Annotated in this window: 25 protein-coding genes; 11 read left to right on the top strand and 14 right to left on the bottom strand. The window is 32.8% G+C overall.

Annotation, left to right across the window (positions count from 1 at the left end; all coding sequences use genetic code 11):
- The first annotated feature begins 2 nt into the window (after positions 1–2).
- From rbfA to ACYQ19_RS04155, 6 genes are read left to right on the top strand one after another with little or no spacing between them, the layout of a single operon-like run.
- Positions 3–356: a 30S ribosome-binding factor RbfA gene (gene rbfA / locus ACYQ19_RS04180; protein WP_459978165.1), complete on the top strand. Its 354-nt coding sequence runs from the start codon at positions 3–5 to the stop codon at positions 354–356.
- Positions 353–1,156: an HAD-IIB family hydrolase gene (locus ACYQ19_RS04175; protein WP_459978164.1), complete on the top strand. Its 804-nt coding sequence runs from the start codon at positions 353–355 to the stop codon at positions 1,154–1,156. Before rbfA ends, ACYQ19_RS04175 begins: the two co-directional genes overlap by 4 nt.
- Before the next feature lie 50 nt (positions 1,157–1,206).
- A complete protein-coding gene (locus tag ACYQ19_RS04170) occupies positions 1,207–1,656 on the top strand; it encodes a ribosome maturation factor RimP (RefSeq protein WP_459978163.1) in 450 nt (149 codons plus the stop codon).
- A 17-nt stretch (positions 1,657–1,673) separates the two neighbouring features.
- Positions 1,674–2,639 carry a bifunctional diaminohydroxyphosphoribosylaminopyrimidine deaminase/5-amino-6-(5-phosphoribosylamino)uracil reductase RibD gene (gene ribD / locus ACYQ19_RS04165; protein WP_459978162.1) on the top strand — a complete coding sequence of 322 codons (966 nt, stop codon included), beginning with the start codon at positions 1,674–1,676 and terminating at the stop codon, positions 2,637–2,639.
- A gap of 1 nt (position 2,640) precedes the next feature.
- Positions 2,641–3,363 carry a class I SAM-dependent methyltransferase gene (locus ACYQ19_RS04160; RefSeq protein WP_459978161.1) on the top strand — a complete coding sequence of 241 codons (723 nt, stop codon included), beginning with the start codon at positions 2,641–2,643 and terminating at the stop codon, positions 3,361–3,363.
- The gene (locus tag ACYQ19_RS04155) at positions 3,353–4,168 is read left to right on the top strand and encodes a DnaJ domain-containing protein (protein WP_459978160.1); all 816 of its coding nucleotides are present in this window, start codon (positions 3,353–3,355) and stop codon (positions 4,166–4,168) included. Before ACYQ19_RS04160 ends, ACYQ19_RS04155 begins: the two co-directional genes overlap by 11 nt.
- 1 nt (position 4,169) lies before the next feature.
- Here the strand turns inward: ACYQ19_RS04155 and ACYQ19_RS04150 are convergent, their stop codons facing one another.
- Entirely contained in the window at positions 4,170–4,784 is a 615-nt protein-coding gene (locus ACYQ19_RS04150) for a Crp/Fnr family transcriptional regulator (RefSeq protein WP_459978159.1), read from the bottom strand.
- 107 nt (positions 4,785–4,891) lie between these two features.
- Here ACYQ19_RS04150 and ACYQ19_RS04145 point away from each other — a divergent pair, with 107 nt between their 5' ends.
- On the top strand, positions 4,892–5,686 hold the full coding sequence (locus tag ACYQ19_RS04145; protein WP_459978158.1) for a hypothetical protein: 795 nt from the start codon (positions 4,892–4,894) through the stop codon (positions 5,684–5,686).
- Between the two features lie 10 nt (positions 5,687–5,696).
- The gene (locus ACYQ19_RS04140; RefSeq protein WP_459978157.1) at positions 5,697–7,055 is read left to right on the top strand and encodes a hypothetical protein; all 1,359 of its coding nucleotides are present in this window, start codon (positions 5,697–5,699) and stop codon (positions 7,053–7,055) included.
- On the opposite strand, the gene radA is transcribed toward ACYQ19_RS04140, so the two are convergent.
- From radA to ACYQ19_RS04120, 4 genes are read right to left on the bottom strand one after another with little or no spacing between them, the layout of a single operon-like run.
- Entirely contained in the window at positions 7,056–8,360 is a 1,305-nt protein-coding gene (radA, locus tag ACYQ19_RS04135; RefSeq protein WP_459978156.1) for a DNA repair protein RadA, read from the bottom strand.
- The gene (locus ACYQ19_RS04130; RefSeq protein ID WP_459978155.1) at positions 8,353–8,598 is read right to left on the bottom strand and encodes a hypothetical protein; all 246 of its coding nucleotides are present in this window, start codon (positions 8,596–8,598) and stop codon (positions 8,353–8,355) included. Before ACYQ19_RS04130 ends, radA begins: the two co-directional genes overlap by 8 nt.
- The gene (gene ftsY, locus ACYQ19_RS04125; protein ID WP_459978154.1) at positions 8,591–9,460 is read right to left on the bottom strand and encodes a signal recognition particle-docking protein FtsY; all 870 of its coding nucleotides are present in this window, start codon (positions 9,458–9,460) and stop codon (positions 8,591–8,593) included. The genes ACYQ19_RS04130 and ftsY overlap by 8 nt, the downstream gene beginning before the upstream one ends.
- Entirely contained in the window at positions 9,461–9,895 is a 435-nt protein-coding gene (locus tag ACYQ19_RS04120; protein WP_459978153.1) for a hypothetical protein, read from the bottom strand. It lies immediately after the preceding gene.
- A gap of 82 nt (positions 9,896–9,977) precedes the next feature.
- On the opposite strand from ACYQ19_RS04120, the gene ACYQ19_RS04115 reads away from it, so the two are divergent.
- Genes ACYQ19_RS04115 through ACYQ19_RS04105 form a run of 3 tightly spaced genes read left to right on the top strand, consistent with a single transcriptional unit; the run spans position 9,978 to position 12,701 of the window.
- The gene (locus ACYQ19_RS04115) at positions 9,978–10,592 is read left to right on the top strand and encodes a 5-formyltetrahydrofolate cyclo-ligase (RefSeq protein ID WP_459978152.1); all 615 of its coding nucleotides are present in this window, start codon (positions 9,978–9,980) and stop codon (positions 10,590–10,592) included.
- Entirely contained in the window at positions 10,504–12,063 is a 1,560-nt protein-coding gene (gene rny, locus ACYQ19_RS04110; protein WP_459978151.1) for a ribonuclease Y, read from the top strand. Before ACYQ19_RS04115 ends, rny begins: the two co-directional genes overlap by 89 nt.
- Positions 12,064–12,119: 56 nt before the next feature.
- Positions 12,120–12,701, top strand: a complete 582-nt coding sequence (locus ACYQ19_RS04105; RefSeq protein WP_459978150.1) for an MBL fold metallo-hydrolase — start codon at positions 12,120–12,122, stop codon at positions 12,699–12,701.
- On the opposite strand, the gene ACYQ19_RS04100 is transcribed toward ACYQ19_RS04105, so the two are convergent.
- The 9 genes from ACYQ19_RS04100 to ACYQ19_RS04060 all read right to left on the bottom strand — a co-directional run bounded on the left by ACYQ19_RS04100 (position 12,692) and on the right by ACYQ19_RS04060 (position 20,298).
- A complete protein-coding gene (locus ACYQ19_RS04100) occupies positions 12,692–13,291 on the bottom strand; it encodes a class I SAM-dependent DNA methyltransferase (protein WP_459978149.1) in 600 nt (199 codons plus the stop codon). The genes ACYQ19_RS04105 and ACYQ19_RS04100 overlap by 10 nt on opposite strands.
- A gap of 12 nt (positions 13,292–13,303) precedes the next feature.
- Positions 13,304–14,245, bottom strand: coding sequence for a tRNA modification radical SAM protein MnmL/YtqA (mnmL, locus tag ACYQ19_RS04095; protein WP_459978148.1), 942 nt, complete (start codon positions 14,243–14,245; stop codon positions 13,304–13,306).
- 68 nt (positions 14,246–14,313) lie between these two features.
- Positions 14,314–15,651 (bottom strand): amidophosphoribosyltransferase, encoded by a 1,338-nt coding sequence (gene purF / locus ACYQ19_RS04090; RefSeq protein ID WP_459978147.1) that lies wholly within the window; start codon positions 15,649–15,651, stop codon positions 14,314–14,316.
- Positions 15,652–15,661: 10 nt separating this feature from the next.
- Positions 15,662–16,423 carry a 4-hydroxy-tetrahydrodipicolinate reductase gene (gene dapB, locus ACYQ19_RS04085; RefSeq protein ID WP_459978146.1) on the bottom strand — a complete coding sequence of 254 codons (762 nt, stop codon included), beginning with the start codon at positions 16,421–16,423 and terminating at the stop codon, positions 15,662–15,664.
- 1 nt (position 16,424) lies between these two features.
- On the bottom strand, positions 16,425–17,336 hold the full coding sequence (gene trxB / locus ACYQ19_RS04080; RefSeq protein WP_459978145.1) for a thioredoxin-disulfide reductase: 912 nt from the start codon (positions 17,334–17,336) through the stop codon (positions 16,425–16,427).
- Positions 17,337–17,388: 52 nt separating this feature from the next.
- Positions 17,389–17,772 (bottom strand): hypothetical protein, encoded by a 384-nt coding sequence (locus tag ACYQ19_RS04075; protein WP_459978144.1) that lies wholly within the window; start codon positions 17,770–17,772, stop codon positions 17,389–17,391.
- A 48-nt stretch (positions 17,773–17,820) separates the two neighbouring features.
- Positions 17,821–18,141, bottom strand: coding sequence for a thioredoxin (gene trxA / locus ACYQ19_RS04070; protein WP_459978143.1), 321 nt, complete (start codon positions 18,139–18,141; stop codon positions 17,821–17,823).
- A 177-nt stretch (positions 18,142–18,318) separates the two neighbouring features.
- Positions 18,319–19,620 (bottom strand): sulfide reductase, encoded by a 1,302-nt coding sequence (locus ACYQ19_RS04065; protein WP_459978142.1) that lies wholly within the window; start codon positions 19,618–19,620, stop codon positions 18,319–18,321.
- Positions 19,621–19,629: 9 nt separating this feature from the next.
- Entirely contained in the window at positions 19,630–20,298 is a 669-nt protein-coding gene (locus tag ACYQ19_RS04060; RefSeq protein ID WP_459978141.1) for a 4Fe-4S dicluster domain-containing protein, read from the bottom strand.

Raw genomic sequence — 20,298 nt, 5'->3', positions numbered from 1 at the left:
TAATGGGCAAAAGTATTAAAGTCCAAAGAAAAGAGTCAATTCTCAGAGAAATAATTCCTGAGGCTCTTTCTCAGATGAATGATAGCAGAATAAGAGGCTTAAGCGTTGTGGACGTTGTATGCTCAAGAGATGGAAGCGACGCTAAGGTTTATCTTGAAAAAAGCTATTTAAACGACAAAGAACAGCGTGCAAGCCTCAAACAGCTAAAACAAGCAAGAGGTTATATTCAAAACTACTGCCTAAAAGCCACTGGCTGGTTTAAAGTGCCAAATCTTACTTTTACGTTTGACGAACTGCTTGAGCGTGAAAATAAAATGGAAGAATTGTTTGAAAAAATTTCTAAAAAAGATAAATGATTTTTGTAACCGATCTTGATAAGACGTTTTTAAGAAGCGATCTTACCATTAGCGAATTCAGTAAAAACATTTGGAACAATTTTCCCTTTCCTTTGACCATTGCCACTGCAAGGAGTTATAAAGGTTCTACATCTTTATTAAAAGGACTTAATCTAAAATATCCTATGGTTTTACTTGACGGGGCTATGATTGCAGATTCCAAAGGCCGGGTTATTAAAATAAACGATATAGATAAAAAAACCGGTGATGAAGTTATTGATTTAATAGAAAAAGAGTTTGATGAAAGACCTCTTATTGTCGGTTTTGAAGAAATCGGAAATGAAAAGTTTCTTTATCCAAAAAAAATTAACAGATACCAAGAAGAACTTCTGCAAAATTATAAAAACGACAGCAGGGTTTTGAATATTGAAAATTTAAGGGCACTAAAACACAATCTTAAAATGGTTTATTTAGGTGAAGAGCATCTTCTTAAAAAAATTGAAAACAAAATCAAAAACACATTTGAACTTGAAACGAAGCTTAGTAAAGACCCTTATATGGAGTGCTGGTTTTTAACACTTCTTCATCCTCTTGGTGACAAAGCTCATGCACTTAAAGAACTTGAAGATATTATGGAAGTAGAAACAAAAGATGTCACGGTATTTGGCGATAGTTTAAATGACATAGGAATGTTCGAATATGCCGGAAAATCAATTGCGGTAAAAAACGCACTTGAAGAGGTAAAAAAAAGAGCCGATTTAATTCTTCCGCATACAAACGATGAAGACGCGGTTGCGAAATATCTTTCAAGATACCTGTAATTTCAAAATAATCAATCAAAAATGATATAATTAAATAAAAAAGGAATTTAATGAACAGAAGTGAATTAAATGACGTAATAAAAAACATCGTTGAAGACAACGGGTGTGATTTATATGATATAGAATTGAGCGAGGAAGGCGGGCATAAATATTTCAGGGTTTATATAACTAAACCGGGCGGCGTTTCACTTAACGACTGCGCAAAAATAAACAATCTTATTTCCCCTATATTTGATATAGAAGACCCTGTAGAAGGCAAATATTTTCTTGAAGTAAGCTCACCGGGACTTGAGAGAAAACTTACAAAACCCGAACATTTTGCAAAAAGTATAGGCGAAAACGTAAAAGTGACAACCACAGAAGGGCAGAAAATAAAAGGCGTGCTTAAAAGTTTTAATGACAACGTGGCGGAAATAGGAAAAGAAAAGGTGCCTTTTGAAAATATTAAAAAAGCCAAGACATATATCGAGTGGAATACTTATAAATACGATGATAAGTGAAAAGTGTAAAGTGAAAAATGAAAAATTACATATTTGATCTGATTATAAAGGAAGCATGGAAATACCAGTTTCTGACATATCCGAACCCTGCGGTGGGGGCGGCCGTAATTGTAAACAATCAGCTTTTTACAGGCGTTCACAAAAAAGCCGGAAGTCCCCATGCAGAGGTTAATGCGCTTTGGAATGCCTTCAGGGCTTTTAATAAAGTGCCGGAACTTGAAAAATCACATGAAATACATGAGTTTTTGCTTCAAAACCACAACGGGTTTTTTAACAGAGCAAACGTTTACGTAACGCTTGAGCCGTGCGCCCATAAAGGAAAAACCCCGGCTTGCGCAAATCTTTTAAAACACTTAAAGCCAAAAAGTGTCACAATCGGCTGGCCTGATCCTATTGAAGGGCATGGTGGGGGTGCCGAGATTTTAAAAAACGCCGGAATTAAAGTAAATATTATGAATGACAAAAGATGTTATGATTTAATAGAGCCGTTTATAAAATGGCAAAAAAGGTTTGTGTTTTATAAACTTGCTCTTACAATGAATGGGGCGATTACAGGCGGATACATAAGTTCTGAGAGTTCTCTTAAATGGGTGCATAAAGTAAGGGATAAAATCGATCTGCTTGTTATCGGAGGTAACACAGTAAGGATTGATAGACCCACACTCGATGCCAGAAGAGTGGGCGGCAGGGCGCCTGATGTTTTGATTTATACAAAAAACGACGGGATTGAGAGGGATATTCCGCTTTTCAAGATTCCTGATAGGAAAGTGTTTGTGGAAGATACGCTTGAGAGAATGAATGATTATAAGTTTATAATGATAGAAGGCGGCGAGAGGCTTTATAATGAAATAAAAGATATGGTTGACTGGAAAGTGTTTATAATAAGTCCTAAATTTGCAAATAGGTTTAATTTCAGAAGTGAAGACGAATTTGAAATGTTACACACAAATATCGGTGATGATTTGATTGTGTTTGGGAGATAGTATGGATGTAAAAATATACGATAAACTTGCTAAAAAGTATGATTTTGCCACTAAAATAGTTAGTTTCGGAATTGAAGAACTTTGGCGGTGGATGTTTATAAGAGAGATAAAAAAACATATTAAAAACGGCGTTTTGATAGATGTGGCGAGTGCAACGGGTGAGATGTCAAAACTTAATTTTGAAAAAATGTATTTTATTGAGCCAAGCGCCGAAATGGTCAAAATAATGGTAGAAAAATTCCAAAAAAAAGGGTTTAAAAAAGAAGATTTTGAAGTTGTTTTTCAAGCAAGCCCTCATATAAGAATGAAAAAAAACAATCATGAAATCATTATAATTCAAGATACCGCAGAAAATATGCAAATAGAAGAAAAAGCTGATCTAGTGACGGCGTTTATGGCGCTTAGAAATTTTGATAATTTGAAAAAAGGGATGGAAAATCTTAAAAAACATATAAAACCTGGCGGATATTTTGCAATAGTTGAAATGGTGAAAAGTGACAGCATTATTGCAAAACCGATACTTTGGTATATGAATAAAATAGTTCCTTTAATAGCCGGAATACTTCTTGGAATGAAAGAGGAATATAAATTGCTGGGAAAAAGTATAGATTCATTAAAAGAAGAGGAAATTATAAATAACCTTGAAGGATTTAGGATTGTTAAAAAACAAAAACTCATATTTCCAATTGCCACTTTAATAATAGCGAAGAGAGATGACGGATAAGGTATTTGAAATAAACATAGGTGAGAATATTGAAGTTGTTATAGATTCGAGATTTAAGATAAAAGGTTTTATAGAATTTATAAGACTTTCTTTTAACAAACTTGAGATAAACGATAATCAGTATAAAATTTTTTATGATAAAAAAAATGTCAGAAAACACAAACTGCTTCTGCAGGCTATTGCCAATATGTATAAAAAGCAAAAAGGCGAAGATGAAAACCTACTTCATAAACTTCTTTTAAACTATAAAAAAGATTTAATTATAAAAATAAAAAAATATTCTGTTACTTTTGATGAAAAAGCTATATACATTACAATAAGAAAACTTTCAAGCAAAGAGTTTGAAATACTTTTTGCCAATCCTAAAAAACCTGTTTATAATTACATTAAAGGGCTTTTTTTATTTGATCTTATAGATATGAATAATGAAAGATTGGTAATAACTTTTAATGAAGAATCACAGAGAATCGTAAGCGCTCTTGCTGCCAAGCATTCTATTATGGGATATAAAACAATATTTAATATTAATGAAGATGAGTTTTCATATACTAAAAACTTCAGTGTGGAAGGCTCTTTAAAAGAGTATTTAAATAAAGTAAGAAACGCACTTGAGCTTTTTGGTGTATCGACTATTTATGAATTTGACAAAATAAAAAAAGAATATAGAAGACTTGCAAAAAAATACCATCCAGACCTTCACCGCCAAAAACCCGAACTAATCCAAAAAATTTATGCCAAAAAATTTACGAGAGTAAAAGAATCGTATGAACTATTAGAAGAATACTATTATCAAAAAGTTAAATAATTTAAAGTTTTTTTTGCAGTTTTCCGTTTAATTTCTTTTTTAGCCTGCTTAATGACTGAGGTCTTATGCCAAGGTGTGTGGCAATCATATGTTGTGGGACTAAATCAAACCAGTGTGCAGAATGTGATAGAAAATATAAAAGTTTATCTTCTGCTGTGTCAATTGTATAAGAAATTATGTAATTATGTAATGTAGAATAAGCTTCTTCGGCAAAAAGACGTCCAAGTTTTTGTCCAGCTTTAGTATGGTTAAATATAAAATCTACATCTTTTTTGTCAAATTCAATAAGCTCACAATCTTTTAAAACTTCAATAAATATTTTAGAGGGTGTGTTATTTAAAAAACTTTCATAATCAAAAGCAAAAACATTACTTAATCTTGCATACTCATCATTAAAAAAAATATGCCAAGTATATTCGTTTCCTTTTTTATCTATAATATAACCTCTTAATAAGCCCGAATTTACAAAATATGCCTTTTTACATACATCTCCTGCAAAGTGAATAATTTCCTTTTTTTTAAATTTGACGACTTTTGATCTATTTTTAATAATCAGCCATTCTAATTTATTTAATTTCACATATTTGGATAAAAAGCTTTGTAATTTATCATACATTTTCAGCCTTTTATTAAATATATATTAATAAAATGTTAACATAGGTTAATGAAATTCGTAAAAAAATTGTAAATAATTTTAAAAAATTCCATAAAAAAGGGGAATAAATGAAACATTTAAAAAAAATGATTTTAACGATGTGTTTATGTGTAAATTATCTTAATGCCAATGCGTTTGTGGAATGCAGAGGTGGGCTTGCATATAATTGTTCAGTATATGATGGGTATAAGTCATGCTGCAGATGGCCGGAATGGGATTATATGTGTCAGTCCAAAACTTCCGAAAGAGAATATTTAAAAAACGACAGGGCTTCTGAAATTTTAAAAGATATGTTTCCGGATGAATATCAAAAGTATTTAATTAAAGAAGGAATTTTAAATTTGGGTGAAAGTTTTACGCCTGAAGAAATGAATGAAGCAATCGACAATGCTTTGAATGATTCATTAAAACAAAGAGAAAAATATTTAATTACCCAGTATGGCTCATATGACAAAATTCCTCCGGATGAATATCAGAAATTAAGATTAGAACAAGCCATGGCGAATTTAAATAGTATAGAAGAAACGGAAAATATGCAAAGAGCAATAAACGATGCATTAAAAGATGCAATAAAACAAAGAGAGAAATATTTGATTAATAAATATGGTGGGGAAGAAAATATTCCAGCTGATGAGTATCAAAAACTTCAGCTTACTAAAGCATTAATAAATTCTCAAGACGTATTGGAAAGCGGGCAGCTTGAAAATATTGTCAACAATGCTTATATGCAGAGCTTACAACACGCTAAAGAGTTACTTATAAAAAAATACGGAAGTGAAGAAAATATTCCGAAAGATGAACTTGCTAAAATCAGAGAAACAGAAAAAATGTTAAATTCTCCAATAATACAAAAAACCAAATAAAGGATGAGAAATGAGAAAGGTTGTTTTTATCTTTTTATTTGCTTTATCAGTGTTTGCCTATACAAATAATCAACTAACAAAAGAAATTGTTAACGGGATATTTTTTATGTTAAAAGCTGATAAAACATTGTCTGGAATTGTTATTGAAAATAAAGTTAAAAAAGAGATTGCGAATTACAAAAAAGAGACCAAGTTTTTATGGAACTTTGCCGCAATAAGGCAGATTATTATTAAAAAACTTACCGGAAATTATGGGATTTTTACGATTAAAGCCGTTTCCTTATATGATGAGAGTATAACTTTTGATATTCATGTTTCTTTTGAAGAAAAAGAGGGGCAAGTTATTATTAAAAACGTTAAATTTACTACTGACAATATTTATAAGGCACAAGAGAACAATTATTTAAAATTAGTATATACAAATGTAGAAATGTTAAGAAAAATACATAATATTACCAATATAAATAAAATATTAAACAACTTAAGTGCATTAAGCATATATCAAACAGATAATAAATATAATATATATCTTACATTCGGCGCAAAATATACTACGAATGCTTCATTGGTTGGTGAAAACAGCGAAGAAATTAGCAAAAAGAATGATTTAAGCTTTAATTATGGAATACAGATTAGTAAAAATATATTGAAAGAAAATACAAACAATTATTTCAGTTTCGGTGTATTCGGCAATAAATATACAGATGTGAAAATGTATGATAGTAACTCAATTCATTTATCATTTTCTCAAAACTTTTATAAAGATAAATTTACATTAAAAGATCAAATTACTCTTACACATAATTTTTTAGATGGTAAAGAGTTTTCTTCCATTGTAGGTTTTGGCGTTGGAGTGGATTATTACTGGGATTTTAATAAATGGACGGAGGTTACTTATAATTATTCAAGAAACGTATATTACAATGATGTGGACTCTGCAGAGAATAAAAATGGATATACCCATTATTTCAGTTTGGCACAGAAATTAAAAAGAAAATCTTTAATTATTGATGATTACACAACTTATTTAAGTGCTAAAATAAAATATACAAGAGATCTTACAAATGGTGAGAATTATGATTCAAAATCTGTAGGCTTGGTATTGTCAGTTCATCAAATGCTTCCTAAAAATTATTTTGTAAGTGCGATTTATTCATACAACAGAATTAAGTTTGATAATATTGATGAGGATATAAATACAAACAGAAAAGATATTCAAAACTCAATGGATTTGATTTTAAATAAAAAATATTCGGCAAAAATGTCTTATTATTTGTCTCTCTCCTATTTAAATAATAATTCAAACGACAACACCAATGATTATACATCTAAATCAATAGGATGTGGTATAGAATATTTTTATAAATAATCACATCCATTCAAGAAGTTTTTCAACTTCTTTTACCTCGTAACATTTAATAGACTCTTCCATAGGCTTACTTGGGACTATGGCTTTTGTAAATCCAAGATTTGCCGCCTCTTTTATTCTCTGATCAAGTCCCGGGACGTCTCTTATATCGCCTACAAGGCTGACTTCTCCGATAAACACGCTTTCTTTGCTGATTTTTCTGTCCCTAAAACTGCTAACGATTGCAGCTATTACAGCCAGATCCGCGGCGGGTTCGTTTATCTTGATACCGCCGGTTACGTTAATAAATACATCGTATTGGTTAAAAGGCAGGTTCAGTTTTTTTTCAAGAAGTGCCAAAATCATATTCAGTCTTGCCAAATCAAACCCTGTGGCGCTTCTTTTCGGGATTGAGTAACTCTCGCTAACAAGCGCCTGAACTTCCAAAACGATAGGGCGCGTTCCCTCCAGAACGACGGTTATTGCGCTTCCCGGAAGGGCTTTTTTGGAAAAAAACGATTTGTTTTTGGCGCTGGTAAGACCATGTTTTGTCATTTCAAATATTCCAATTTCACTGGTCGAGCCGAATCTGTTTTTAAAAGCCCTTAATATTCTAAGTTCCCTGCTGGCGTCTCCTTCAAAATACAAAACCGTATCAACCATGTGTTCAAGGACTCTCGGTCCTGCAATTGAGCCTTCTTTTGTGATGTGTCCTATGATAAAAATAGGGGTTTTTGTCTCTTTTGCAGCCCTCATAAGCTCAAACGTGGCTTCTCTGACCTGTGAAACACTTCCTGGGGCTGATTGAAGGTTTTCGGAATAGATTGTCTGAATTGAATCGATTATTACTAAATCATAACCTTTATTGATTTCATCAAGAATGTTTTCCACAACTATTTCAGGCATTAAAAAAAGATCTTTATTTTTGATTCCGAGTCTGTCTGCGCGTATTTTAATCTGTCCCGGGCTTTCTTCTCCCGCTACATATAAAACTTTTTTATCAATATTTCCGGCCAGTTTCATCATAAGCGTTGATTTTCCGACCCCGGGACTTCCGCCTATTAGAACAAGGCTTCCAGGCACTATTCCTCCGCCTAAAACAAGGTCGAGTTCACTATCACCAGAGCTGAATCTTTCAATTTCTTCTTTTTCTATTTCTTCAAATTTTAAAACATTTGCTTTTTTAACGGAAGATTTTGAAGATGTTTTTTCTTCTTTTATTTCTACAAAGCTGTCCCATGCTCCGCATGCCGGACATTTACCCATCCACTTTGCGCTTTTATATCCGCATTCAATACATTCGTAAATTGTTTTTTTCTTAGCCATTTATTACTCTTTGTATATTTTCATTGTAATTAATCATTTCCTGAGTGTTTGAAATTATTAGCAGATATGCAACTCTCCATGTTACTATAGCCCCGACGAGCAATATAATATATAAAATGATTATCCATTTATGCCTGTTTAAATCTATATTATCTTCATCTTTAAATTTTATAATCAGTAACCCTATAAAAGCTGCGATGATAACTACTGATCCAAAATAAAAAATAATATCAGTCATACAATCCCTCAAGGATTCCTTCTATAAATTCGTTTTTATCAAATTTGATTAAATCTTCCGGCTTTTCGCCAACACCTACGAAATAAATAGGAAGTCTTAATTCATTTGCGATTGTAAATACACTTCCACCTTTTGCAGTTCCGTCAAGTTTTGTAATAATTACGCCGTCCACACCTATTATTTCTTTAAATACCTTTGCCTGATTAATGGCACTGCTTCCCTGTGTTCCGTCTATTATTAATATAATTTTATGAGGTGCGTTTTCATAGGCTTTTTTTGCAACGTTTACGATTTTTTTAAGTTCATTTTGAAGGTTTACTTTGTTGTGAAGACGGCCGGCCGTATCAATGATTGCGATATCAATGCCTTTGGCCTTTGCACTTGCTATGGTGTCATAGGTTACAGCTGCTGGATCGTGCCCCTGTTTTGTTTTGACTATCGGAATATCAAGTATTTCAGCCCATTTTGTAAGCTGTTCTATTGCTGCGGCTCTGAATGTATCCGCGGCACCTAAAATAACACTTTTGCCTTCTTTTTTAAATTTATTTGCAAGTTTTGCAATTGTTGTGGTTTTTCCGGCTCCGTTAACACCGATAATTAAGAACGTAAAAGGTTTGTCGTTGATTTCAATGTCGTTTTTTGGTGTATCAAAAACCCATAAAAGCTCTTTTTTTAATTTTTCTTTTGTTACTTCTTCCGGAAGTCTTTGTATTATTTTTTCAACAAGGTCGTAATCCATATCCGCTTCAAGAAGCGCTTCTTCAATTAAGTCTTTTGATATTTTTTCTTTTTTTTGTGATCCTACAACGCTTTGGAGCGCTTCTTTTGTTTTGTTAAGTCCCTTTTTTAAAATTGAGAACATCTAAAATCCTTCCGCTTTTAATATTTCATAAGGTGTGAAATTTTCATATTTTATCGTTTTGTTTTTATCTAAAACCACTATTGTGGGATATGTTTGTATATTAAAATAGTTTTCCAGGTATGTTGAGTTTGTTTTATAATATGTTGTGTTTAATTTTTTTAGGACAAGTTCTTGTGCTTTTGAATAAGTATTGTTGTTATCAAAAAGGATTATTGTTTTTTGTTTTGGATAAATTAGAGTGTTTTTTTTGAATTTTAGTTCAAAATTATCAAATTTAATTATTGTAATATCACTATTGTTTTTTGTATTTTTATTAGTTTTCGGTGTAATAATGGTTTGATTAGTTTCAGTTTTAATGTGATTTTCACCTGTTTTTGTATTTTTGGAACATGCAGTGAAAAAAAGTATCAAAATAAATGTTAAAATATATTTCAAACAAACTCCTTTTTCGTAATTTTATCAAAATTAGCTTAAATACATATCCTATTAAAAGGTTATTCGTTTTTAAGGGAAAGTAATGAAAAATGAATTTAGAAAAATATGTTTAAATATAAATAGATTTAATAAATACTATTATTCAAAAAAGATAGGTTGGCAACTTTACGAATTGTGTAAAGAGTATAAAAATATACTTTTTTTTATTCCTATGGAAAATGAAGTGGATATTCACTGGGTTTTAAAAAAATTAAGAAGAGAAAAAAAGAATATTTTTGTTCCATTTATGGAGGATTTAAGCTTTAAGATGGTAAAATATCAATTACCACTTATAAAGAAAAAATTTTCAATACTTGAACCTGTCAATAAGCAAAAAACTCGTATCAAAATCGATTTAGCAATAGTTCCGGTAGTTGGGATAGATTCCACATTTAGACGTATCGGTTTTGGAAAAGGTATGTATGACAGGTTTTTTGAAAGTTTGGGGTATATGCCTAAAGTGGTGTTTGTGCAACTTAAACCCTGTTTTTCAAAAAACGTATTAACTGAAAAACATGATGTTCGTGCAAATGAATATATAAGCTTTAATATTTATAAAAGGAGTAGAAATGAGCGTTTTAATAATTTTAGCCGTTATGATTTTATCCGCTCTCGCGGGATTTGTCATAGCCAAAAAAATGGATACGGCAAAATATGAAATATATGTAGAACAGGCAAAAGCGAAAGCAAAAGCAATTGAGCATGAAGCTGAAATTCTTCTTGAAAACACAAAAACAAAAGCAAAAGAAATGGAGCTTGAAGCTAAAAACGCATATGAGCTTCAAGAAATGAAGCTTAAACAAGAGTATGAAAATAAATTAAATGAGATTCTTAAAAAAGAAGAAGAGATTGAGGATTTAATTGAAAAACATATGAAAAAGGATGAAGAGCTTCAGAAGAAAATAGATGCGATTAGTAAAGAGAGGGAAGTAATTGAAAAATTAAAAGAACAATACAGACAAAAACTTCAAGAAGCACAAAAAATTCTTGAAAATGGCGCAGGGCTTACCAAAGAAGAAGCAAAAGAAATGTTGCTTAAAAAAACTGAAGAAGAACTTCGTGATGAGGTCGCACATTTAACAAGAAAGATTTTAAAAGAAGCTGAAAATGACGCAAAAAGAAAGGCTGAATTTATTATTGCCCAGGCAACAACAAGATATGCAGGTGATTTTGCGGGTGAGAGACTTATAAATGTTGTTCCTATCGGCGATGATGAAATGAAGGGAAGAATAATCGGAAAAGAAGGTAAAAACGTAAAAACCCTCGAAATGGTAACAGGCTGTGATATTATTATTGACGATACGCCTGGAGCTGTGACAGTTAGCAGTTTTAATATTTACAGACGCCAGATTGCTGTTGAAACTATTAAAAGGCTGGTGGAAGACGGAAGAATTCAGCCGGCACGTATTGAAGAAATATATGAAAAAGTAACTCAGGAATTTGAAGAAAAAGTAACAAAAGAAGGTGAAGAAATTTTAATAGATCTTGGGCTTTCCAATGCGGGAATTCATCCGGAAATTGTTAAACTTATAGGAAGATTAAAATATAGAGCAAGTTACGGGCAAAATGCACTTGCTCATTCACTTGAAGTTGCGCATTTGGCAGGTATTATGGCTGCTGAAATGGGTGGTGATGAGATGCTTGCAAAAAGAGCCGGGCTGTTACACGATATAGGAAAAGCCCTCACTCACGATTTTGGAGGGGATCACGTTACTTTAGGGTATGATTTATGTAAAAGATACAAAGAACCCGAAGTTGTTTTAAATGCAATAAAAGCCCACCACGGCCATGTAGAGCCTACAAGTATAGAATCAGCCGCCGTTTGTGCCGCAGATGCATTATCTGCCGCCAGACCTGGTGCTAGAAGGGAAGTGCTTGAGGCTTTCTTAAAAAGGGTAGAATCGCTTGAAAACATTGCCAAAAGCTATATAGGCGTAATAAACGCATATGCCCTTAACGCCGGAAGGGAAATCAGGGTAATCGTTGAAGCTGATCTTGTAAATGATGATGAAGCCGTATTAATGGCTAGGGATATTGCAAAAAGAATAGAAGAAGAAGTTAGTTTCCCGGGTGAAATTAAAGTAAACGTTATTAGGGAAAAAAGAGCAATAACTTATGCGGCCGCGTAAATCGAATGAGACATGTAAGAGCCAAAAGAGATAAGTAAGAGATAAGAAGGTGCGAAATGGAAATATTGGTTAAGCCTTGTGGTGAATTTTATACCAACTGCTATATAGTTGATAAAAAAATAATAATTGACCCGGGGGTAGGGGCTTTTGAGTTTGTAAAAACTCACGCCAAAGACCCGGTTGCCATTATAAACACTCACGGGCATTTTGATCATATGTGGGATGATAAAGCCATAAAAGAATATTTTAATATACCCGTTTATATTCATAAAAATGATGCTTTTATGCTTGAAAACGACCCCTTCGGTTATAATCCGCCAAGAGTAAAACCTGACTTTTTACTTGATGAAGGTGAATACAATATTGAAGGGTATAATGTAAAAATAAGGCATTTTCCGGGTCATACACCCGGAAGCATAACCATTGAAATAGGTGATGATATGTTTAGCGGTGATTTCATATTTGACGGCAGTATCGGAAGGGTTGATTTCCCTTATTCAAATCCTAAAGATATGAAAAAATCCATTGAGAAATTTTTAGAAATTTCATATGACAAAAGAATTCTTCCCGGACACGGACCTACTACCACAATTAAAAAGGCTCAAAAATTTTTACCTATGTGGCTTGATTATTTATAAAGTTTTATCAAAAATACAGGAAAATCCCTGTGTTTTTTAATTGTATGAATAATTTTGTATTCCATTTGCCATTCACTGAAGTAAGTTTGCAGTTCTTCTAAAGAAAAACCGAAATGCATCACATCATCATTTCCTCTTGTATGAAAGCTTCCGTCTTCTTTTACTAAATCCGCTAAAATGGCAAAATTTGTAATTTTGGATAGTTTATTAGATAGTTTCTTTATATCTTTGATGTGATGAAGGGTCATTGATGAAATGACAAGATCAAAGTTTTCATTTATTTCAAAAATATCCTTTTGATAAGCTTTTGCGGATAAATTAAGTTTTTTTGCTTTTTCGTTAAATTTTTCAATCATTTTGACTGAAGTATCTATTCCTGTTAGATTTTTTACATAAGGGGTGATATTTATTCCCACAAGCCCGGTGCCACATCCAAATTCGAGCACTTTTTCATTTCCTTTTAAATGTGGGATTATGTTGCTAACTACTGCTTTTGCAAGTTCAACGCGACGAGGTAAATCATCCCATGTAATTGCGTCTTTGTCGAACCTGTTGGGGATTTTTTCTTTTTGCATTGTAAAATTTTCCATTGAAATTTTCACTTATAATTTTATTCCCTCATCCCTTAATGCCCTGTGAATATGGCTCATTTGCTGCGCTTTGTTTCTGCACCATTCAGGTGCAAGCAGGTTTTCACTTCCTGCCGTCATTCTTTGGATGGAAATATTTTCAGGCAGCATTTTTATAGCTTTTATAAGAGTATCAATATATGTCTGTTCGTCAATAGGTGTAAAATTTCCTTTTTTGTATTCAAGGGCTAAAAGGGTGTTTTCCGTAACATATAACGGATGAAATTTAATCGAATCAATGTTTAATTCAATGGTGTCTTTTACGCTTTTTAACATATCTTCCACGGTTTCGCCGGGAAGGCCGAAAATAAGATGTCCGCATACATTTAAACCTAAATCTTTTGTTTTTTTTACGACTTCTTTTACATTTGTGAAATCATGCCCCCTGTTTATTTTTTCAAGTGTTTCGTCGTTTGAACTCTGAATTCCGTATTCGACCCATACTTCGTATTTTTTGCTGAGACTATACAGATATTCGAGTGTTTCATCGGTAATGCTGTCAGTTCTCGTTCCTATGCTGATTCCCACAACATCAGGAAAAGAGAGGGCTTTTTCATATAATGTTTTGAGTGTTTCAAAGGGTGCGTAAGTATTGGTAAAACTTTGAAAATACACTATATATTTTTTTGTATTGTAATATTTCTGCAATATTGGAATTGTATTAAAAAACTGCTCTTCAAGAGCATTTAGCTGCTTTTGTAAAAGAGGATTTTCTTTTGACTTAAGGTTAAGTGTGATCCTTTCTTTTGCAAAATTCGGTGAAAAGCTTTCATTTTCACAAAATATACACCCGCCCCTTGCAACGGTCCCGTCAATATTAGGGCATGTAAATCCGGGAATCGAAATAGGAACCTTTTTAACATTGGTGTGAAATTTTTTCTTTAAATATTTTCCAAAAGTATATAATCTCTTCATCTATCCTCTTTTTTGCCACTTTATATCAAAAAGTTTGGGTTTAATCAAGAAAAAAGAGAAAATTTCTCTTAAAGAATAGGATAATCGCCGTCAAAACATGCAAAGCAATAATTTTCTTTTTTATCTTTTATAGCTTTGATGATAGAATCGATTGACAAATAAGCAAGGGAATCCGCTTCAATATATTTTGCGATTTCTTCAGTAGATAATCTTGAAGCTATAAGTTCTTCTTTTGTAGGAGTGTCAACGCCGTAATAACAAGGACCTGTCGTAGCAGGACTTGCGATTCTCATATGCACTTCTTTCGCGCCCGCTTCTTTTAGCATTCTTACTATTCTTCTGCTTGTAGTTCCCCTAACAATGGAATCATCAATAACAACCAGTCTTTTACCTTCAATTTTGTGTCTGATAGGGCTTAATTTCATTTTTACTTTTAAATCCCTTATTTCCTGTGTAGGTTCTATAAAAGTTCTTCCCACGTAATGGTTTCTCATAATTGCCATTTCAAAAGGAATACCACTTTCTTGCGCATATCCAAGTGCGGCTGCAACGCCGCTGTCAGGCACCGGCACAACCATATCGGCATCAACAGGTAGTTCTCTTGCAAGTTCTCGCCCCATCTGTTTTCTTGTGCTGTATACGTTTTTGCCGAATACATTAGAATCTGGTCTGGCAAAGTAAATGTATTCAAAAATACACTGCTTAGGAATTGGGTCAAAAATCATTTCGCTTTTAATTTCATCATTTTCAAATATAATCATTTCACCGGGTTTTACGTCTCTTACATATTCGGCACCCACAAGTTCAAAAGCGCAGGTTTCACTGGCAACTATATATCCGCCGCTTTTTAGTTTACCAAGTGAGAGAGGTCTAAATCCAAACGGATCTCTTATTACAAACATTTTGGTTCTGCTTAAAATTACTAATGAAAATGCACCTTTTATTCTTTTTACAGCATCTATGATTCTGTCTTTTAATCTTTTTTTCTCATAATTTTTTGCAATCAAATGAATAAGGTTTTCCGTATCCATATTTGTTTGAAAAATAGCTCCGATTTTTATAAGCTCGTCTCTAATTTCTTTTGCATTGACAAGATTTCCATTATGAACAATTGAAATTTCTCCAAGTCCGTATCTTGCAAATACAGGCTGTGCATCAAGGATGGAATCATCACCGGCCGTTGAATATCTGGTGTGACCTATAGCCATATTACCTTTTAATATTTTAAAATGTTCTTCTTTAAAAATTTGAGTAACAAGTCCTCTGTCTTTTACAGTTTTAATATGTTTGCCGTCACTACTGCTTATTCCAGCTGCTTCTTGACCTCTGTGCTGCATCGCAAAAAGAGCGTAATATGCTAATTTGCTTGCATTTTCGTTTCCGTAAATACCTACTACCGAACACATATATTATCCTTTATATTCCTAATGCATCATTTATTGAGTAAAGCCCCGGCTCTTGATCAATTAGCCATTTTGAAACTTTTATGGCACCTCTTGCAAATGTTTCTCTGCTTGTTGCTGTATGGTTTAATTCTAAAAATTCGCCTTCATTGTAAAATCCGACAGTATGGCGTCCTACAACGTCACCGCCTCTTACAGCAAATACACCGATTTCATCTTTTGTTCTGGCACCAACATGTCCGCTTCTTCCTGTAACCATAACTTCTTTTAAATCAAGACCTCTTGCTTTAGCACAACTTTCTGCAAGAGTTAAAGCTGTTCCACTTGGAGCGTCCACTTTGTATCTATGATGCTGTTCTACTATTTCTATATCAAAATCTTTTAATTTTTCACTTACCATTGATACCAGTTTATTTAAAATAGCAACACCTAAACTCATATTTGTCGCATACAAAACAGCTGTTTTTTGCGATACTTCAAGCATTAGATTTTTTTGGTGGTCATTTAACCCAGTTGTTGCAATTACAAGAGGCTTTGGATTTTCAAGAGCCGCTTCTAAAAGTGCCTGTGTAGCTACAGGTGCTGAAAAATCAATTACAATATCGCAGTTTTCAAGAAGTGTTTTTGCATCATTCGTAATTATTGTGTCTTTTTCAAATTCAATTGTCTGTTCCCCTTCAAACATAACTGCACCAAGTGAATCATCAGAGTTTTTAATAATATTTACAAGTAGCTGACCTACTCTTCCTGTCGCACCTACAATTCCGTATTTCATTTTAGACCTTTAAATTTTTTACGTATTTTACCACATTTAATGCCGCAACCGAACCATCGCCCGCAGAAGCTACAACCTGTTTTACACTGTTTTGCCTAACATCTCCTATTGCATAAAGACCATCTAGTGAAGTTTTCATATTAAGGTCGACTTTTACTTCCCCATATTCGTTTAATTCGCATATATCTTTTACAAGTGCAGAATTTACATTCATTCCTACAAATACAAAAACGCCGTCAACTTTCAGCTCTTTAGTTTCTCCCTTTTGATTAATAACAGCAGTATTTAAAAAAGGTGTGCCTTTTACTTCTTCAATCGTAGTATTGTATAAAATTTCAATATTTTCTTTATTCTTAACTTTTTCAATTGTAAGAGGCGATGCCCTAAATTCATCTCTTCTGTGTATTAAGTATACTTTTTTAGCTATATTACTGAGATATAACGCTTCTTCAAGTGCGCTGTCTCCGCCGCCTACAACTGCTACATCCATATTTTTATAAAAATACCCGTCACATACTGCACAATAACTTACGCCTTTTCCGATGTATTCTTCTTCGCCTTTAAATCCGGCTCTTTTAGGCGTAGCACCTGTTGCAAGTATTACGGCTTTGCTTTGATATTCGTTTTGAGATGTTTTTACCTGGAAAATATTATCTTTTTTTTCGATATGTTGGACTTCTTCACTAATAATTTTAGCTCCGAATTTCATAGTTTGTTCCGGCCAGCACTGCATTAGTTCAAGTCCGCTTTTTACTTCGCAAACACCAGGATAATTTTCTATTTCACTGCTTTGTGTAATTTGTCCACCGGGTGTAAGCTTTTCTATTATTAGCGTATTAAGTCCCATTCTTCCTGCATAAAGTCCTGCACTAAGCCCGCCAGGACCTGCACCTATGATAATAACATCATACATTTTGTCTCCTTAAATTGACATTGAAAAGTGGATGTATTTCCATTTTTCATTATCAATTTTCAATAACTTCAAGAGGGCTGTCTTGTTTGTATAATTTTTTGTTGTATTGTTTTATATTTAATGCCACAGGAACTTGATAAATATTTAAAAATTGAATAATTTTAATTATAGTATTTATTCCGGCAGTTGTATAGATTATATTTTTATAATCTTTTCTTTGTTGGTAAATATCGATTGCCAATACGGGATATTTGGGATTTATTTTTTTTACTAATTCATTTATGTCATTCATTCTTGACGAAAATATTATAAGTGTATATTCTTTTTCTTTCGGTTCAAAAATTTTATGTTTTTCGTAAAGGACAATTTTATTAAAATCAAGAAATTTATACTCTTTAAATTTGTAGTTATAATAGAAGAAAAATGCAGCTACCATTAACGCTCCAAAAAAGGAGCTGAATGTATAAAAAAATCTGCTTTTCAATTATGAAAGAAGTGCTTCGATTTTTTCAACATACATTTGTTTTGGTGCAGCACCAATCATTGCGTCAACCGCTTCACCATTTTTGAAGAAAATTACCGTAGGAATACTTCTAATTCCGAATTGTCCAGCTATTTCAGGCGCTTCATCAGTATTAACTTTACCTACTACTACACCTTTTTCTTTGTATTCTTCTGCAAGCTCTTCAATAATTGGAGCAATCATTCTACAAGGACCACACCAAGGTGCCCAGAAATCTACTACTACAACATCATTGTTTTTTACTGTATCTGCAAAATTTTGTGCATTTAGTTCTAATGCCATAAAATCTCCTTAAAATTTTTAGTTATTATACACAAAAAAAGATAAAAACTCTCATTTATAAGAAAAATTTAATAGTATATTAGTTATTGGTTATTGGTTGATGGTTGATGGTTGATGGTTGATGGTTTAGTGACAGACACAAAAAGTGTTATAAAAAAAGCCCAAAAGGGCAGGAAATTAATGATCTACGTTGTCGTTTACGTCTCTTACTGCAAATAAAGAGTCAAGAATTGAATAAATTGCAAGACCTAAACCTAAACAACCAATAATAATTAATACTTCCATTGTATGAGGTGGAAGATATGCATAATTAGTTAGTTCAGCTAATTGATATACACCATTTGCTTGATCACCTAATCCGTCAACTCTATCACTCATAGGAACAATGTTACCCCCGTAAATAAATGCTTGTCTCATGAAAAATGTTCCGATAATTGCTGAAATAGCACCAATTACAGCTAATGTTTTATTTTTTGTTGCCCATAAAACAACAGGAATAGCAATACCTAAAATAATCCATGTCCAATACATTGGACTAACTGGAGTTCCACTTATAATTAGTGAAGTCCATTTTGGATCAACACTCATATAGTTAACTACTTCATATAAACCAGCAACTATAGCTAAAATTAATCCTGCTTTGATCAATAAATTCATAGTTTCTTCATAATATGGTTTGTTTTTTAATCCTAAAAATGAAAATACCATTGCACCTGCAACACCTGTTAACGCACCTGAAATTAAGAAATATAACCATAATAATGGAATATCTGTCCATAAATGTCTTGGATCATTTAAATTAAATAATAGACCCTGGATATAAAACTCAATAAAATCAATAATAATACCCATAATTACTAATAAACCTGCAAGTTTTCTTGCTAGTTCTCTTTTATTTGTAATCAAGAAATAAATTTCAATAAAAGTAAATGGTATATAAACAGCATATAGCGGTAGCATTAACCACATACCACTCTGTGGTTGAGGATTTAACACCATCCAATAAATGTTAATTGGATTACCCCAGTCACTAGCGATTGATGTCATACCACCAAGTGCCATAGCAATACCAAAAGTCATAAATGCTGCTGCAACTTTAGGAGCTATTTTTACATGGAACAGTTCTGCTAAAGCAGTAAGGAAAATAAGTGCACTACCACCATATAACAGGTAAGTATATTGAGATACAAAAATACCCCATGGTTCTGCTTTATTTACTTCTTCAATGTGCTCTAAATGAAAGATTTGCTCTTTTAAAGCCATAGCAATTTGTTTAGTGTCTTCTAAATTACCAGCTGCTGCAAAAACTTGTGCATTATTTACAAAATCATGAAAAAATCTAAGAGAATAGATTTCGTACCACCCAATTATACCAATAGCTAATAATACGTAAGCTATTAACATAGTTTTATTAAATAAAAGTTGTGTAATACTAACTTTTCTTATATTAAGCCCGCAACAATTAATGTATTCATTCATAATAGCTCCTTACGCTTTTTTCCACTCAGGCTTTTTCGCGTTAGCCTCAGCTTCATATTTGGCTTTAAAGTCAGCCCATTTGTGTCTTTTTACATTTCCAAGAGTTCTTTTTGCGTATTCTTCATCTTCTGGCACTAGATAGAATAATTTAGGAAGTGTGCCTTCATCTTCTTTAAGAACGAAAAATTCTCTTTGTTCAAGAACTTTAACTATGTCTGAGTTTGGATCTTCAAGGTCACCAAATGTTCTAACTTTTGTAGGACATGTCGCACTACATGCTGTAGTTCCGTATTCTTGAATTCTTCCATCACAGAATGTGCACTTATCAACAGCATGTTTAGTTTCATCTACAAATCTTGCTTCATATGGACATGCTTCCATACAACCTTTACAGATAATACACATATCATAATCAACTTTTATAATTCCACCTTCTGCAAAATGCGATGCACCTGTCGGACATACTGTAACACATGGAGCGTCTTCACAGTGGTTACATTGAGATGGATAAAAGTTTAAAAAGGCATCGGCTAATGTTGTTCCACCTTCAACGATACCAACCCAAATCCTTTGCTTATCAGCACCGAGCATTACCCCGTTTTCGTCTTTACATGCTACTTCACATGCTCTACAATCTATACAGTTTTGATATTCTAATGCCATTGCGTAATTAGCCAT

This window comes from Nautilia lithotrophica, from assembly GCF_054656815.1.
This window is presented reverse-complemented; position numbering and strand designations above follow the sequence as displayed.